This window comes from Capnocytophaga granulosa ATCC 51502 (assembly GCF_000411115.1).
In the GTDB taxonomy this organism is placed as follows: domain Bacteria; phylum Bacteroidota; class Bacteroidia; order Flavobacteriales; family Flavobacteriaceae; genus Capnocytophaga; species Capnocytophaga granulosa.
On the sequence record NZ_KE150257.1, the window covers coordinates 1 to 18,129 of the forward strand.

Annotated in this window: 4 protein-coding genes; all 4 read right to left on the reverse strand. The window is 46.0% G+C overall.

Annotated elements, in window-relative coordinates; translation table 11 throughout:
• Nucleotides 1-5,694: DUF11 domain-containing protein (locus tag HMPREF9331_RS10145; RefSeq protein ID WP_040357457.1), on the reverse strand; the 5,694-nt coding region annotated here is incomplete at its 3' end.
• 374 nt (nucleotides 5,695-6,068) lie between these two features.
• Nucleotides 6,069-11,048, reverse strand: a complete 4,980-nt coding sequence (locus HMPREF9331_RS10150; RefSeq protein ID WP_016420854.1) for a DUF4132 domain-containing protein — start codon at nucleotides 11,046-11,048, stop codon at nucleotides 6,069-6,071.
• Nucleotides 11,049-11,341: 293 nt separating this feature from the next.
• Entirely contained in the window at nucleotides 11,342-16,345 is a 5,004-nt protein-coding gene (locus HMPREF9331_RS10155; RefSeq protein WP_016420855.1) for a DUF4132 domain-containing protein, read from the reverse strand.
• A 91-nt stretch (nucleotides 16,346-16,436) separates the two neighbouring features.
• Nucleotides 16,437-18,047, reverse strand: coding sequence for a glucose-6-phosphate isomerase (gene pgi, locus HMPREF9331_RS10160; RefSeq protein WP_016420856.1), 1,611 nt, complete (start codon nucleotides 18,045-18,047; stop codon nucleotides 16,437-16,439).
• Nucleotides 18,048-18,129 lie beyond the last annotated feature (82 nt).

Below are 18,129 nucleotides of genomic sequence, written 5' to 3' on the forward strand. Positions count from 1 at the left end.
GGGAGCTACTGGACTCTCTATCTTGATGCCCGTAGCACCTGTTACTAACTTACCACAGGTCTTAGGGGAAGTATTCACATCCTTGATGTAAACATCCCAATAGCCTGGTGCTAAACCACTCTTGAAGTTAGATCCAGTATAATCCGAATCTGCTGGGGCAATCTGTGGATCAGTAGCATTCGTCCTATCTACAAAGGCATAGTGGTATGTCGCTGCTGGACTGCCGCCTCTGACTGCATCTACAGTGATTTTTCCTTGGGTAGCTAATGATGTGCCACATGCCGCTGTCGGCTGAGTTACCGTATAGTCCGCCTGAGCTAAGTTATTTATCTCTGGTGAGATTGTTACCTCTATCTCCTGACCACAATTGTACTCATCTTTGGCTCTGATGACATAGACTACGCCTTTCTCCCAGCCATTTACCGTAGAGGCAGCTATCACATCAGAAGTGCTTGGTGCTGACCACGCTGTGTCTGGCTCACTCTTCTTCTTCCATTGGTACTGGAGCGTACTGGTATAGTCGCGTGTGGCTGCCCATGTAGGAGTATGACCTGTTGCGGCATCCTTGATCTTAAGTGACCCTATACCTGTATTGGAACTATTGGTACAATCCTCAAATTCGGCCTTGATCGGACTGAGCGCTACTCGCTTCTTTACCTTATAATTATATAAGGCAGCCGCATCCTTACAGCCATTCACATCCGCTATCCTTATCTGATAGTCTCCCTCTGAAGAAAATGTATACCAATACTTGCCATCTGTATCCCGTGGCAATGTCTCTTCCGCTCCCGCTGGATCCTTTACCTTTATCGTATAATTGTTATATGTTCCTGGCTGCTTGCCTCCTGTTACATGGAACAAAGCTGACGGATCTGGTGAGGTCTTATGTCCATCAACTACCAATATCCTACGACGCCCTTCTCCACAATCCAAGTAGGTATGTGCCGAAGCACCTCCACGCTGGGTGATCGTTACCTTGTCATGACCCACTATAACAAAATCTACCTTTATATCACAGGCCTGACCATCAGAAAACTTCTTTATAGCAGCATTGGCCGTAATATACAAACTGTAATTGCCCTCGGTCAATCCCTGCAAATCTAAACGCTCCTCATTCTTCGTGCCCTGTTGCAATATAGGCGTTACCGTGCCCGCCTTTACTAATCGCCACTTATAGTCCTTGTTACCATAATTCTCTACCTTCGCCTGCGCTGATCCATTGTTCGCCTGATAACATGTCTCTTCGGTCTTTTGGGTGATGGAAACTTTCATCCTTCTACTGGCTGAGGCAGCAATTTGGGTAGTAATATCTATATAACTACTTGGGCAAGCCTTAGGCTCTTGATATACATAGATGTCGTCTATGGCAAGGTCATTACCACTGTATCCTACGGCTATAGAGCGGATTTGGATAGAAAACTCTGTATTCGTACCAGAATTGAGCTGTCCTGAGAACTCATGCCATTCCTCACGGTTCCTATTGTTAGGAGCTATCTCTCCTGAGGACTGAGAAGTAATCACATTGCCTCCGGAATCCACCAAACGTATCTCTACATTAGGACGGATGATATTACAACCTATATGTACCACATTGAATAAGTAGAGCTTATACTTGATAGGTTGATTTGGTTCTATATCTTTTACATGCTTTTCATAAAGTATACCTCCTGAACCCATACCACCTACATTTCCTATATTATAGAAAGCAAAACGACCATCGCTTGTAGGGCTTGGGTTGGTATGGTCATAAGGAGTTGTCCAACAACCATTAGAATCCAAATAGCCATTGTTATAACCACTGATATAATGGTGATTATCAGGCGTACCACAGCCCCAGTTGGAGGGCACTCCTGGCAATCCACATACAGGAGATCCTGTACCAAAGTCTTCCTTGATAAGCACTATTGGTTCTGGTGCAGCTGTTTCCTTATAGAAAACCCTTACAGTTTGGTTGCCTGTGGTAGCCAAATCAGGGAAATCCACCACGGGTACGGTACTTGTGGTAAAGTTACCTGCCGGAGGGGTACCTGGCAAAGTCCCAGGTGTATTGGTTACCTTATAGCTATAGTTGGCCTTGTTGGTAGTAATCTTCATACGTGCCCTACCATCGCAATCATAGGTAAGCTCAAAGGGAAGCTGTGGTTTCTCTATAGGTTGTTTTACCTCTACATCCTGATAGGCCTCACAGAAAGGAGTCCCTGTATTCTTCACCCCTACCTTATGAGTCCCTGGCGCTTGATTAGGGAAATGATTGCTTGACTGCCAAGCTCCTCCGTCAATATTATATTCATATGAGTTATTAAAGCCCCCTGACACATTGGCCACTACAATTTCTGCTGAGGCAGCTGGGGTCTCACAAGTTAGCTGTACTACCCCTGGGAAGAAGCGCAAGGCACCATTACCACTAACGAGCGTTTGTTCCTTAGGATCGGTATGAGGAGGGTTACATACCGGTGGCGGTGGTGGCCCCATCTCTGGAGTGATGACGATACAATCCTCAGGATAGTGACAGCTCTGGGCACCCTTCGTATATTCGATACGTGCCCTATAGTCCCCTGCTTCAAGCCCTGTAAAGACAGGATTGCTTTGAGCCTTAATAGCAGCATCCCAATCTGGCCAAGTACCATCGGCTTTCTTTTTGATCAGCTTATATATTATGGTATAGTCTCCTTGACTAAAATTCCCATTGGTGATGGTAATCTTCAAAGACCCTGAAGTAGGCCCACAGACGGCATCGGCTACTTTTTCCAATTTAAAGAGTGGTTTCTCTTGATAAGTATAGCTGACATCCTTGGATGCCTTACAGTTGTTCTGATCCCATACATTGATCGTATAGGTCTTAGGGTTAGGAGTACCTGCCCAGCTATCCTTAAACTTAACACTATAGGTATGTACCTCTGGGTTGCCTGTCTTGCCCTCAAAGTTTACACTTATGTTGTTGCTCGTTACCCCATCGATGGTGAAAGAATAGCGCCCATTGATAGGGTTGAGCTTTCCTCCCTGTACAGTGATAGAGAACTCTTTTTCACTACCACAAGTAAGGGACTTGGCTACGGCATTGTTGATCTTAAGTTCAGGTATTTGGGTGATTTCGAAGTTACTTACCGTAGGGTTACAACCTGTTTTATAAGTAGGGGTTAGGGTAACCGTATAGTCATTGCCCGCTACCAAGTTATAGAGTTGGTTCTTTACAGAGGCTATGTTATCAGAGTTAAGCTCTGTGGTATTGGTCACTGTATAGGTTACAATATGGGTAGCTCCTTTCTTAACGACTACCTTTACAGGTAGGGTTACGAAGGAGTTGACCACCACGCGCATCTTCCCTGTACCAGGGTTGTTGCTCACACATTGTACGGCCTCCACCTGAGTAAGGGTAAGCGCATCGGTATCGGTTACCGCTTCTATATCTACTGTTTTCTTATACTGACATACATTGTCCTGATATTGAGCTACTTTAGGACGCAAATACACCTCGTATTGTCCTGCTTGGGTTACTGGTATATCAAAGGCAGTGGTTCCTACAGGCAACAAATCTTGATATTGAGAAGAACCATTAGGCCCTTTGAGCTTATACTGATAGGCTCCTGAAGAAATAGCTGATACTTTGATCTTTCCTTCTCCACAGATGATATTCTCCTTATCTACACTATAGGTTACATTTCCCTTATAGGCACGGAAGTGATAGGTAAGCGGACAGTTCTGATAGCCCAGGCGTACGGCGAACTCGGAGCCGTTGGCATCCACATTGGCTGGTGCCAAATCATAGCTCTTGCCTGTATGTACCAATTGCCAATTGCTATCATTCTGAATACCAGAGTGACTTACATCGGGCGGACAGTTTCCTGGTGCTCTTTGAGTTTTGTATTTATACCAAGTTACTTGACCATCGGTGAGGGCACTATTAGTAATAGTCAGGGTCTCTGTACCATTACATACCCCTATACCGAGGTATTCGATCCCTGTATTATTACACACCTTGCGCTCAGTGACATAGGACGCATCACGCATAGGATGCTGATCATCCCCAGAGCGGGTCTGTACATTATACTTTATCTTGAGCTTATTGTTACAACGGTTTCCACCAGCAGGCGGGGTACGCTCTACCCAGTACACCCCAGGAGAAGAAATAGACAAATCCTGAGTGGTGGCTATGACCCCAGCTTGTCCCTCTTTTGTCCATTTCCAAGAGCCAAAGCCAGCGCCCCCCTTGAGTACTGTGTTTCCACAATAAGGCAGATCTTGTACCTCACAGGTATCGTCCTTGACAAAGAAGGTGGTAGTACTCTCATTGTTTTGGTCACAAGCTCCCCCGGCAGTAGCAAAAGAGCCTGTACGGTATTCCTTATTATCCAAGGCCGCATGATAGACCATCTCAGCTTGGTTCTTGAACTCATTGGAACAAAAATCTATGAGGTTCGCACAATCGGGCTGCACCTTCACCTTAAAGGTGATAGGGGCGGAGAAAGGTGCCGAAGACGAATAAGGTAAAATCGAAGGATCCACATTGAACTTCACCATGGTACGCCCTGTATTGTTATAGTTAGGCGTAGCCGATACAAAAGTTACCCCCGTAGGGAGTGGTTGTTCTATATCGTCATAGGTTACCCCTTGGGGCAAAAGATCTTCCAAAACCGCATCACGTACATTGTCATTTCCTATATTACGGAATTTAAGACGATACTTAAGCGCCTCTCCAAAGTCAGCTGTCTTTCCTGTAAAGTCTTTCCATTGACCATTTTGTAAACCTAATACCTCCTTATGGGTTTCTATATAAGGAGCAATAGCATCAATAGAAAGTGCTACAGTATAGGTGATATAGGCATCTTGTGCTGTAAATTTTATCTGTAAGGATGTATCTCCATTTCTTATTACAGTATTATTAGGGTTGTCAATATCAAATATATCTAAATCTGCATAGGAATTGATAACTGGATTTCTCACCATTGCAGACGAAGAGTTATTAAATGTTATGGAGCCATCCATATAGTCATCATAGTTATTAGGTCTTCCTCCTTGTCCTTGTCTATTACCATTAATCATCAATTCATCAGGTGTTCCTGTTTCTCCTGCTCCTGTACAAATAGCCATTCTAGCCTTTATTGCAGCAGGTGCTGGTGGCGTTTGAAATCCTGAAATAGGTATTATCTTAGGAGGATTAGTTCCATAAGTTTGAAAATTCCTTTCACATCCATCATATATGTAAAGCATTTTAGATGAACTAAGTGCCACATCCTCATACACTACTATCAATGTCCATATTCCAAATGTACTCCCATAAAAGTTCTTTATAGAATATTCTCCATTATTAAAAGCAGCTCCTATATTCTGCACCAAAGATGTTACATCCTTATAACAATTCCACAAATGCTCAAAACCTCCAAATATAGTTGTCTTTCTCTCATCTGCTACTAAAGTCACAAAATTCTCTCCAGGAACTTTAAAATCAATCTTTGTCAACTCAGCAGCATTAGGATTAGCTCCTCCTGATGAGGTTGACGCCCAATACAAACCAGCCCACTTAACTCGTAAGCAAGAACTTGCAGACTGTATTTTCAGAGTTGCTGAAGTTGTAGCTCCATTCCCTGCCCAATAATTACCTATCTGCACAAAATCACCTTTAATAGCTTGGTTATTATTATTCCAACGCATCGTCACTGGCGTATCTTCTGAAAAAGGGCCAAATTGCCCCCACATCTTTGTAGATACAAAGCATGTACTCAATACTACTAAAAAATACAAAAACCTTCTCATGATGGTATGTTTTTGGTTATCTTATAAAACTTAGTTATCCACATAAGTTATCAACTTTTGTTTATAACTTATTATTAAACAAATGATTAAGGGTTAGGCTATGCTCTCTTGCAGAGATCACAGCCCTCGCCTATTCTCAAAAGCAAAGGTATAAAAATTTTTTAATAAAAAAAGTGTTTTTTTAAAAATATCACGAGAGGTGTGTTTCTAAGCACGAACCGTATTAATTACAGATGACAAATGACAAGTGACTAACGACTAATACCTTATACACAGGAATTAACCATTCGTCACTTGTCACTAGTCACTAGTCATTATTAGTATATTTTTCCTTCGGAAAGCAGTTTCATCTTACTGATAATCTCGGCAGTCTTCGGATCGTCATCTACAAAGGGGAGGAATACACGGCCACGATGTTGGCTTTGTACGGCTACTACGTTGATCTGTAGGCCACTCTTGCTAATCATACCACTACCGAGGTGCAAACTGTAATCCCCATGCTCGGTCTTGACAAGAATATAACGCTCCTTAACCTCTACATTAGTGAGCTTAAAGAGACGTGCGCTCTCACGAGCCAAAGCACCGCGCATCTGCATAGTGCTATGAGAGGCTTCGGGATCAACCCCTCCTACATGGGCTACACTCACCACCAAATCCACATCGCGCATTACCTCGCTGAAAATCACTGGGTTGATCTCTTTCATCGGCACTTCCTTGCCGTCCTTAAGATTGTAGAAGACCACGTATTCGAGGGTTGGCGCCTCTACATCCGAAGGGGTATACCAGTCGGCTGCTGCATAAATTGTCGCACGGAAACCTTCCTTGTGATAGACTTTTTGAAGTCCTTCCTCATAATTGACTGTCCAGCCACGACCACGAAGTAGGGCAACTGTCTTTTGAGGTTGTACTTGGTGACCTTGGTAGCGCTCGCTGCGATTGCTGGTCTCCAGTTCGTCCTTGGTAGGAATATAGAGTTCACGGAATACCTGCTTGAAGGGCTGCTTGATTTCCTTGTCAAAGAGATACTTTTGATACAAATCCCATTGTACCGCATAGAATAGGTGACTTGGGTGTGCAATCAGCAGCTTATCGGTTGCCTTGAGTGGGGTAAGGGTACCTTCGGCACTTAACAGCTTGCCGTCTTGCCAAAAGCCTGAAGCCTGGGTCTCAGGGTTAAATAGTACGAGCTTGCTAAGCATTGCCTTTACCACTGGGTGTTCCAAGATTTTGCCCAATTCAGCAGCTGTAAAGAGTGTTTGGGAGAGCATGGCTTGTTCCAAGGACAGACGGGTACGGCTGTACTGTTTTGTTAGGTAGGTTTTGTTGTCCTTGAGCGCTTCTACTTCCTTGTTTTTCTTATACTTATCAGGGATAGACTTGAGGGTCTTGTCGCCTTTGGTAACGATAATATCGGCCTTACCCTCCTCATCTACCACCAACTGGAGCTGGGTGTCGTCCAGCACAAGGGTAGATTTATCCATAATCTGTTGGGTCGCCTTGGCCTCCATTGCCCAGCTAAAGCGGATACTATCCTCATAACCTGCATTGCGGGAGAGGTTATCCAGACCTATCTCTACGGCATTCTTCTCACTCTCCTGACGCTGCTGACCGAACTGCTTGCTCTCCTTGAGGAAGGTCTGCAAGAGGTTATAGCGGCTTACTAAGTCTTCTTCTACCTTTTTCTTATTGATAGGCACCAAACCTAAGGCCATTACATAATCCTTATCGCGCTTTTCAGTAATCTTCTTAATGGTCTCGGTGAGTTTGATTTCTCCTGTAAGCACCGCAGAATAGAGCTTTACGCGACGATAGCCCATACCGTCAGAAAGGTACTTGGCCGACTCTTGGATCAGTTTCCAACCTTCTTTGCCCACCGCCTTATGGACACGTTGGTACCAATCCACATCTATAGCGCCACGCTGGAAGTCATCACGCGGTACGGTAGAGTATTGGGAGACGATCGTTTCTTTCTCTGCGTCCATATAATCGGTCGTATGGGCGATAAACCACCAAATAGCCTCACGGAAACTCTTGATTTTGAGGTAGTCACCCAACCACTCTGTCCAGTGAGGGGCATAGCAGGCGGCTTCCACCAGGCGCTGCTTGCTGAGCTTCACCTCGTCCAAGTGTTTCTTGAAGGCCGCAAAGGTATCGGTAGCACTAGGTGCACTTACTTCCAAGATATGGCTAAAGGTATAGCGCTTGCCCACTCCGCTACCATAGCCCTTAGCGAAAGGTTCCTTGCCCATACGTTCCAAGGCTTCGAAGAAGTATTGGGCACCCTCTATCTCACTGAGCGAATTGATATATACGGAGGCATCGGTAGGCAGGTCACCACGTTGTAATTCTACTTGGAGCATATGGGTCTTGACTTCCTCCAAGAGGGTTTCTGGGAAAGTAAGGGTATCCTTGATCCACTTAGGCAATCGTCGGCTAAAGTGATTTTCTGCTCCTTGTGCCATAGCAAAGAGCTCATTATTGAGCAAGCAGAAGAAAATAAGATCATCGGTAGTAAGTCTGCCCTTGTTATAAAGCATAAGGGTCAATTGTAGCAAGCCTTCGTTGATGCGAGGCAGGCGCTCTTCTCGGCGTACAAAGTTGCGTACATAAGGAAGAACATCCTTTATCGTATTCTTCTGGGCATCTAAGTCCTTCTTTCCTTCTATATATAGGTAATAGAGGATTTGCCAAAGTCTAAAGAGCTGGTCATCGCTATAATAAGGGAAGTCTCCATCGTCTCCATAATAGACTACGGCGGCATAATCCGTCACTACATCGTCCCAATCCAAGGAAGAATAACCGCGCTTGTAGATCTCCCCGCGCTTTTCCTTGGGGAAAGTCGCCAAAGCGTCTTCAAAAACAGAGAGCTTAAAGCTCGCCAAGAGGGCTTTGTCTTCACTATAAGCCTTCATCAGATACCCTAATAAGTCTTCTGCCTTACGAGCTTCTCCGCGGTAGCTATGAATTTGCCCTTCAAAATGTACCTTGAAATCAGGATAGTAGTTCGCCAAGAACGCATCTAAGCCTTTGGGCTTGGGATTTTCATAGTAGAGATGATCACAATAGCGCTTGGCAAAATAGTACTCTATCTCGGTAAACTGGTATTTTTCGTGCCAGCCTTTCCATAGGTCGGCCAGTGGTAGGTCACTCAACCTATCCATAGGGGTCTCGTCTTCCTTCCCTTTGTGTTGTCGCCTGATATCATTGCCCAAGAGGGTCGTCTCAGTAGCTCCCTGATAGCCTTCGTATTGGTATTCATAATCCTTGTTGGCGCGCCATAGGGCTAAGAGTTCGCTAAGTCCCTCCCCTATCTTCTCTACATTGACGAGCTTATCAAAGAGGAAACCGCCCTTTTTCTCCTTTCGTTCCTTATCAAAGATAGGTTTGGGTAGGTCAAAAGAGGTCAGGTTGTCCAAGTTGAGCACTCCGAAGCCGTTGGTAAGGTCATACCTAAGCTCAGTGGCTGTTTCGGGGTTGTAGGTGAGTTTGTCCATGAGCACCTGCTCGTTCTTAGAGAGCTTACGCCCCTTATAGGCTTCCACCTGCTCGGTGACATAGTCAGCAAGTCGCTCTTCCTCCTGCAATACGGTGAGAATTTCCAAGGCAGCCAAGCGCTGGTCGGCACTCTTGGAGACAATCATACGGGAGGTACTGTCCTTAAGCACTGCTTCGGGTTGCTTAACGAGCAAGGCCACGCTCTCCTTGCGTTGTTCCTTGTTCTTGCGGGAGAGTACCTGCTCTAGAGCGAGGATATCCTCATGCACCAAAGGCACTTTCTTGAGCACCTCCATTGCCTTGCTGGCTACATAAGCTCCTTTGTCATTGATAGCGGTACGCACCAAGGTACGCTGCCAAGAGTCGGCTGGATAGTTCTCAGGGGGAGTATTATCTTCTTCATCATTAATATAATAAGTATAACCGCTACGACGAGAGAGCACAGGGAAGATATCGTCTAGTAGGACATGGCGGGCATCCACAGGAATTTCTGCCAGTTCCCCAGCCAAGAGCTGTTGTTGCTCCTCATTGGCCGCCTTGAGCATCGCCTGATAGAGATCCAAAGGCTTTATAGCAAAGTTAAGCCAACGGAAGCCTACGCCCTCGAAGCTCTTGCCGTCCTTAGGGAGCTTCTTAGCTGAGGCATGTACCTTGTCAAACAAGGTTGGGGTGAGCTTGCCCTGTGGTAGGTTCTGCAAAATCCAGTAATCCCAAGCGGGCTCTATGCCAAAATAGTTTTCGGCAAAAGAGAGGATTTCATCGGTCTTCTTTTGGGTTTGACGCATAAAATAGAGTACCACCACACAAGACTCGTAGCTTGTTTTGGTATTGTTCAGTGCTGTTACGGCCAAGTGCAAGGCTTCCTCTACATTATAAACGGCCACCGCCCATAGGGCTACATAGCGCTCCAGGTTGTCCTGACTGCTAACGGCTACTTCGCGTGCCTTATCAAGGTCACCCAAATAGGCCTGTGCCAGCTCCAAGGTACGCTTGACCACCGACTGCTGGGGGGCTTCCCAGCCAAAGCCAAACCAAGTATCTACCGCACGTACCACACTGCTAAAGCGATTGAGGTTGTGCTCCAATATCACTCCTATAAAGTGTTGGAGTACAGGGATCGTTGTCTCGTCCAAGGCCTCCAAAATCATCTGGCGGAGGTCTTCCTGAAGTTGCGCCGCCAAAAGGGTCTTCTCTACCAAAGTATGATAGCGCTTATCTTCCACCATGAGGCAGCCCTCTACCAAGGAAGCGCACACCTTACCAATCTCGTCCTCGCCCAAGAAGATCTCTTCCACCAATGAATAATACTTATCAGGATTCTCGGAAATCACCTGAGCAAAAATATCCGATGAGGCACCCTTATAGACAGCATATTGGAATTGTTCGGCTATGGGTAGCACGCCAACTCCCATATTGCGGAGTCTGCAAAGCCACTTAAGCACCTTCAGTTGGGTCTCCCTATAGTCCTCATGGTTGGGCGAGCGGAAAGGTCGGCGATACCAATCGCTTGGGTAGGGGTACTTATAGGCATCGTCCCAGATACGTTGTACGTATGGGGCTTGTACCTCTCCAAAAAGCAAATCGGCTAAGCGCTTGCCTTCCTCTGTTTCCCATAACTTATCAGCAAAGCCAAAGGAGGTGAATTTTTCACGAAATTTAGTTTCTTCCCTATAATAGAAGATATCAGCAATATAGATCCCTAACTGCTGGTAGGCTTCAGAGAAAGAAGCAAAAGCCTCTTTCTTAAGCGACTCCCGCTTATGGGGCGCCAAATGTTCTGCTACTTGTTCGTCTTTTAGCATGATATTAATGGTTAATTGTTAATGGTTAATGATTAATTGTCAATGGTTAATGATTAATGGTTAATGATTAATGGTTAATGATTAATGGTTAATGATTAATGGTTAATGATTAATGGTTAATGATTAATGGTTAATGATTAATAACACGAATCAATAGTTAAAATGTTATTCACTAACTGTATAAGACACAATAAATTGTGTCTTAACAAATTAGATTCTACAAAAGATTTTAACCCTTGATTCATATTAATAGTTAATAATTATTGGCATTAATCATTAACCATTAATCATTATTAACGGATTTTCCCTTCGGAAAGCAGTTTCATCTTACTGATAATCTCAGCGGTCTTCGGGTCGTCATCTACAAAGGGGAGGAATACACGGCCTCGGTGTTGGCTCTGTACAGCCACTACATTGATTTGCAAGCCACCACGGCTAATCATACCACTACCCAGATGCAGGCTGTAATCCCCATGCTCGGTTTTGACAAGAATATAACGCTCCTTGACCTCTACGTTCTGTAGCTTGAACAGACGTGCGCTCTCACGAGCCAAAGCACCGCGCATCTGCATAGTGCTATGAGAGGCTTCGGGATCTACGCCTCCTACATGGGCTACGCTGACTACCAAATCCACATCGCGCATCACCTCACTGAAGATCACAGGATTAATCTCCTTCATTGGCACTTCCTTGCCGTCCTTAAGATTGTAGAAGACTACATACTCTAGCGTTGGTGCTTCCACATCCGAAGGGGTATACCAGTCAGCTGCTGCATAGATCGTCGCACGGAAACCTTCCTTGTGATATACTTTTTGGAGTCCCTCCTCATAATTGACTGTCCAGCCACGACCACGGAGCAGTGCCACCGTCTTTTGAGGTTGTACTTGGTGACCTTGGTAGCGCTCGCTGCGGTTGCTGGTCTCCAGTTCGTCTTTGGTTGGCACATAGAGTTCACGGAATACCTGCTTGAAGGGCTGCTTGATTTCCTTATCAAACAGATACTTTTGGTACAAATCCCACTGTACCGCATAGAACAAATGGCTTGGGTGTGCAATCAGCAGCTTATCGGCTGCTTTAAGTGGTGTGAGTGTCCCCTCTGCACTTAAGAGCTTGCCATCTTGCCAAAAGCCTGAAGCCTGGGTCTCTGGATTGAAGAGTACGAGCTTGCTAAGCATGGCCTTTACCACAGGGTGTTCCAAGATTTTGGCCAATTCAGCAGCTGTAAAGAGCGTTTGGGAAAGCATGGCTTGTTCCAAAGATAGTCGAGTACGGCTGTACTGTTTTGTTAGGTAGGTCTTGCTATCCTTGAGCGCTTCTACCTGCTTGTCTTTCTTATACTTATCAGGGATAGATTTCAGGGTCTTGTCGCCTTTGGTTACTTCCAATTCTGCCTTGCCTTGTTCGTCAATAACCAACTTAATAGTGGTGTCGTCCAGTACAAGGGTTGCCTTTTCCATAATCTGTTGGGTTGCCTTGGCCTCCATAGCCCAGCTAAAACGGATACTATCCTCATAGCCTGCATTGCGGGAGAGGTTGTCCAGACCTATCTCCACCGCATTCTTCTCGCTCTCTTGGCGTTGCTGACCGAACTGTTTGCTTTCCTTGAGGAAAGTTTGCAAGAGGTTATAGCGCCTTACTAAGTCTTCCTCTTCCTTCTTTTTGTTGATAGGCACTAGTCCTAAGGCCATGACATAGTCTTTGTCTCTCTTTTCAGTAATTTTTTGGATTACTTCGCCCAACTTAATCTCACCTATAAGCACCGCTGAATAGAGCTTTACGCGGCGATAGCCCATACCGTCAGAGAGGTACTTGGCCGATTCTTGGATCAGCTTCCAGCCCTCTTTGCCCACCGCCTTATGTACGCGATGGTACCAATCCACATCTATAGCACCACGCTGGAAGTCATCACGCGGTACGGTAGAGTATTGGGAGACAATCGTTTCTTTCTCTGCGTCCATATAATCGGTCGTATGGGCGATAAACCACCAAATAGCCTCCTTGAAGTCCTTGATCTGGAGGTAGTCCCCTATCCAGTCTGCCCAATGTAGGGCATAGCAAGCGGCTTCCACTAGGCGTTTATCAGTGATTTTGATCTTGTCCAGATGCGCCTTAAAGGCCGCAAAAGTATCCGTCGCATTCGGCTGGCTCACCTCCAAGATATGGCTGAAGGTACGGCGCTTGGTAAGATCATTGCCGTAGTAATAGCCCTTAGCGAAAGGCTCCTTGCCCATACGCTCCAAGGCCTCAAAGAAGTAGTGCATGCCCTCTATCTCTTGCAGGTATCGTATGTAGATAGAAGCATCGGTAGGTAGGTCGCCACGTTGCAATTCTACTTGGAGCATACGCGTTTTGAGTAGTTCCAGCTGGGTATCGGGGAAGGTAAGCGAAGTTTTGAGCGCCTCAGGCAATCTTCGGTAGAAGTAGTTCTCCCCTCCTTGCGCAACAGTGAAGAGATCATCCTCCAAGAGACAGAAGAATAAGAGGTCATCTGCCGAGAGTTGTCCTTTTCGGTAGAGCGTCAGGGTCAGCCCTGCTAGCCCTCCATTTACCCCTGGTAGGCGCTCACTCTCACGTACCTTGGCTCGTAAGTCTGTCAGTACCTCTTGGGGGTTATAGATAGTAAGGTCGTCCTTGGTTTGTTTTTGGGCATATACATAGTAAAGTAACTGCCAAAGTTTCAAGCGCTGCTCAGGGGTATAATAGTCTATATCTCCATTTTCAACTTGATTCATAGAGATAACAAACTCATCAATCACCTCTGTCCAGTCCATATCGTCATAATCGCGCTCTATCTTCACCTTACGCTTCTCTGGCGGATAGGTAGCCAACGCATCCTCAAAGACAGAGAGCTTAAAGCTGACCAAAAACACTCTATCTTCGGCATAGGCCTCGCTTATAGGGGCTAAAAGGTCTTCCAAGCGGCGGGCTTCACTGTCGTAATAATTTCCCAAATCACCCTTGAAAGCCACCTTGAAGTCAGGGTAATAGCCTGCCAAATAGTCCTTTAGCTGCTTAGGTATCTCATTCTCATAAAAGATATTTTCGCAATAGCGTATGGCGTATTCGTATTCTATCTCATTGAGCTGGTGCTTTTGGTGCCAGTCTTTCCAAAGCTCTGCCAGTGGCAGGTCATTGAGCCTATCCATAGGGGTTTCGCCTTCCTGCTCTTGGTGCTGGCGCCTGATTTCTTTGCCCAAAAGAGTGGTTATGGTAGCCCCTTGATAGCCTTCGTATTGGTATTCATAGTCTTTGTGCTTACGCCATATCACCAATAGATCATTGAGGGCTTCGCGTACTTTCTCTACCCGCACAATTTTATCAAAGAGAAAGTCGCTTTTTTTCTTAAATAGTCCCCCTTTTTTCTCCTTACGCTCCTTGTCAAACTGAGGCTGAGGCAAGACAAAAGGGGTAAGTCTGTCAAAATCAATCACGCCAAATCCATTGGAGAGGTCATAGCGCACTTCTCCTGTCTCATCAGAGTTGTAAGCGAGCTTGTCCATCAGTACCTGCTCGTTCTTGGTGAGCTTACGCCCCCTATAGGCTTCCACTTGCTCGGTTACATAATCGGTAAGCCTTTGTTCTTCCTGCAATACAGAGAGAATTTCCAAAGCCGCCAAGCGCTGGTCGGCACTCTTGGAGACAATAAGGCGAGAGGTACTGTCCTTAAGCACCGCTTCGGGTTGCTTGATAAGCAAGGCCACACTCTCCTTGCGCTGCTCCTTGTTCTTGCGGGAGAGTACCTGCTCTATGGCAAGTATATCCTCATGTACCAAAGGTATTTTTTTGAAAATATCAAAAGCAATCCCGGCTACCATAGCCGCCTTGTCATTCAGAGCTGTACGTACTAAGGCACGTTGCCAAGAGTCGGCTGGATATTTTTCAGGTTTCTTTTTCTTCTCTGCCTCACTCTCATAATAGTAGCGTCCTCGTCCCAGCACTGGATACACATTTTGCAGGAGGTTTTGGCGCTCCTCCACAGGGATTTCCGAGAGTTCTGCGGCCAAGCGCTCTTGTTGCGCCTCATTGGCCTCGCCTATAAGAAAGCGGTAGATATCCTGCGGCTTTAGGGTAAAGCTGAGCCAACGGAAGCCGACACCTTCAAAGTGTTTACCCTCCTTAGGCAGCGTCTTGGCAACGGCCTGCATACGGTCAAAGAGCACTGGGGAAGGGTTGCCCTTTGGGAGATTCTGCAAGAGCCAATAGTCCAAATCAGGAGCTTCTCCGAAATGGGCATCTGCATAAGTGGCTATATCTGTGTAGGTTATTTGGGTTTGCTGTACAAAGTAAAGGGTAACAATACGTCCCTCGTGGCTTGTCTGAGGGTCTTGGATAGCCTTCACCGCCAAGTCCAGTGCCTGTTGTACACTGCGTACCCCCACTGCCCATAGGGAGACATAGCGCTCTATGTTGTCCTTACTATTTACGGCTTTCTCGGCAGCCACACGGTCGGAAAGAAAAGTTTGTGACAGCTCCAAAGTGCGCTTAATCACCGACTGTTGGGGCGCTTCCCAACCAAAGCCAAACCATACATCTACCGCACGTACCACACTGCTAAAGCGGGTAAGGTTGTGCTCCAAAATGACTCCTATAAAGTGCTGCAAGGAGGCCAAAGAGGTTTCGTCCAAGGATTCCAAGATCATCTGCCTTAAGCCTTCCTGAAGCTGAGCGGCCAAAAGGAGCTGCTCTACCAAAGTGCGGTAGCGGGTGTCGTTCGTTATCAGGGCTGCCTTAATCAACACGGGACATACCCCTCCTATCTCATGCTCACTGGAGAAAATGTCTTTGAAGAGTTCATAATAGGCATCGGGTTTTTCGTCAAGGAGCAAAGCAAAGAAAGCCTCCACATTATACTCATTATAGACTACATATTGGAATTGCTCAGCTATAGGCAGCACGCCTACCCCTGAGCTGTAATAGTGATGCAGCGTACACATCTTAGAGAGTTGCACCTCGGTATAGTCTGCAGGATTTTTCGAGCGGAAAGGACGACGCCCCCACCATCTTTGGTAGGGATAGGCCAGCAGCGAGTCCCAAACGCGCTGCACATAAGGGGCTATTTCCTTGCCAAAGAGCAGCAAGGCCAGAGCCTTTCCCTCCTTGCTCTCCCAAAGCTTATCAGGGAAGCTGTAGGAAGCAAACTCTCGCTCGAAGACACATGACTCATCATAGTCTATCAGGTTGGTGATATACTTGCCCAACTGTTGGTAGGCAGTAGAGAAAGAAGCCAAATCCGCTTCTTTGAGCTGCTTAGGCTCATACTTTTCTAGGAACTTGTCGGCTTGTTCTTGCTTTAACATAGGGGGTAGAGGTTAATGATTAATGATTAACAAATAGTGAAAAGTGAAAAGTGAACAACCAAATAGCTCACTATTCACTTTTCATTTCTTACTATTCACTTTTCACTCTCTCGATGAGTTGCGAAGTGGAGCTATCATGTTTTGCGGGCTGAGCGGCTGAAAAGTCCTTGAGAATTGTGCCTGCCAATTGCTTACCAAGTTCTACTCCCCATTGGTCATAGCTATAGATATTCCATAGCACCCCTTGTACAAAAATCTTATGTTCGTATAGGGCGATGAGCTTACCTAGGCTCTCAGGGGTGAGTTTATCAATAAGCAGGGTAGTGGTAGGCTTGTTCCCCTCAAATACCTTGAAAGGTACTAGGTGTTCTGCTACCCCTTCAGCACGTACCTGCTCTGGTGTTTTACCTTCCATGAGCGCTTCGGTCTGAGCCAAGAAGTTGGCCATGAGCTTATCTTGGTGATCTTGATCTCCGTAGAGAGAGTGCTTAAAGCCTATAAAGTCGGCTGGAATGCGCTTAGTACCTTGGTGAATGAGTTGGAAAAACGCATGTTGGGCATTTGTTCCTGGCTCACCCCATACGATGGCGCTCGTTTGGTAATTTACGCGCTGTCCGCCGCGGTCTATATACTTTCCGTTACTTTCCATAATGGCTTGTTGCAAGTAGGCTGGGAAGCGGTGTAGATACTGGGTATAAGGAATAATGGCTTCGGTCTCTGCCCCGTAGAAGTTGGTATACCATACTGAAAGCAAAGCCAAGAGTACCGGTAGGTTTTCCTTGAAGGGCGCAGTACGGAAGTGCTCGTCCATCTTCTGGGCACCCAAAAGAAGTGCAGCAAAGTGCTCATACCCTACCGAAAGTGCAATGGTAAGCCCCACGGCACTCCATAAGGAGAAACGCCCCCCTACCCAGTCCCACATAGGGAATACATTCTCAGGGGCAATACCGAACTCATCTATCTTCTTGAGGTTAGTGGAAACCGCTACGAAGTGCTTGGCCACATCGGCCTCTTTGGCATGCTTGAGGAACCACTTTTTCACCGTAAGGGCGTTGGAGAGGGTCTCCTGAGTGGTAAAGGTCTTGGAGACAATCACAAAAAGGGTCGTCTCAGGGTTCAAGTGCTTGATCACTTCATGTACATGGTCGCCATCTACATTGCTGATAAAGTGAATGTTGAGGTGATTTTTGTAGAATTTCAAGGCTTCAGAGACCATCACTGGCCCTAGGTCTGAACCCCCGATACCGATATTCACCACATCGGTAAAGGGCTTTCCTGTATAACCTTTGCGCTTGCCAGAGATGATTTCCTGCGAGAAAGCCTTGATTTTTGCTTTTACTTCCTCTATCTCTGGGATTACGTTTTGCCCATCTACAAGGATCTCCTTCTCTGCTGAGCGCAAGGCAGTATGTAGCACGGCGCGGCCTTCGGTAGCGTTGATCTTATCGCCTGTGAAATACTTCTCAATGGAGGCCTTTAGGTCGCATTCTTCAGCCAATTGCAAAAGCAAATTACGGGTAGTCTCGTCCCAGTTGTTCTTAGAGTAATCCACTAAGAAGTCCTCCCACTGGAGGGTGTACTTGGGGGCACGTGCCGCATCTTGGGCAAAGAGTTGTTGTAAGGTAACCTCTTTTACCTTAGCAAAATGGGCTTCTAAGGCTGCCCAAGCCTTTGTTTGTGTAGGATTCTGTGTTGCTAACATTTATTTTTTAGTTTTTAGTTCTAAGTTTTTAATTTTGAGTTCTAAGGGGGGGGTAATAGTGACAAGTGACTAACTACTAACT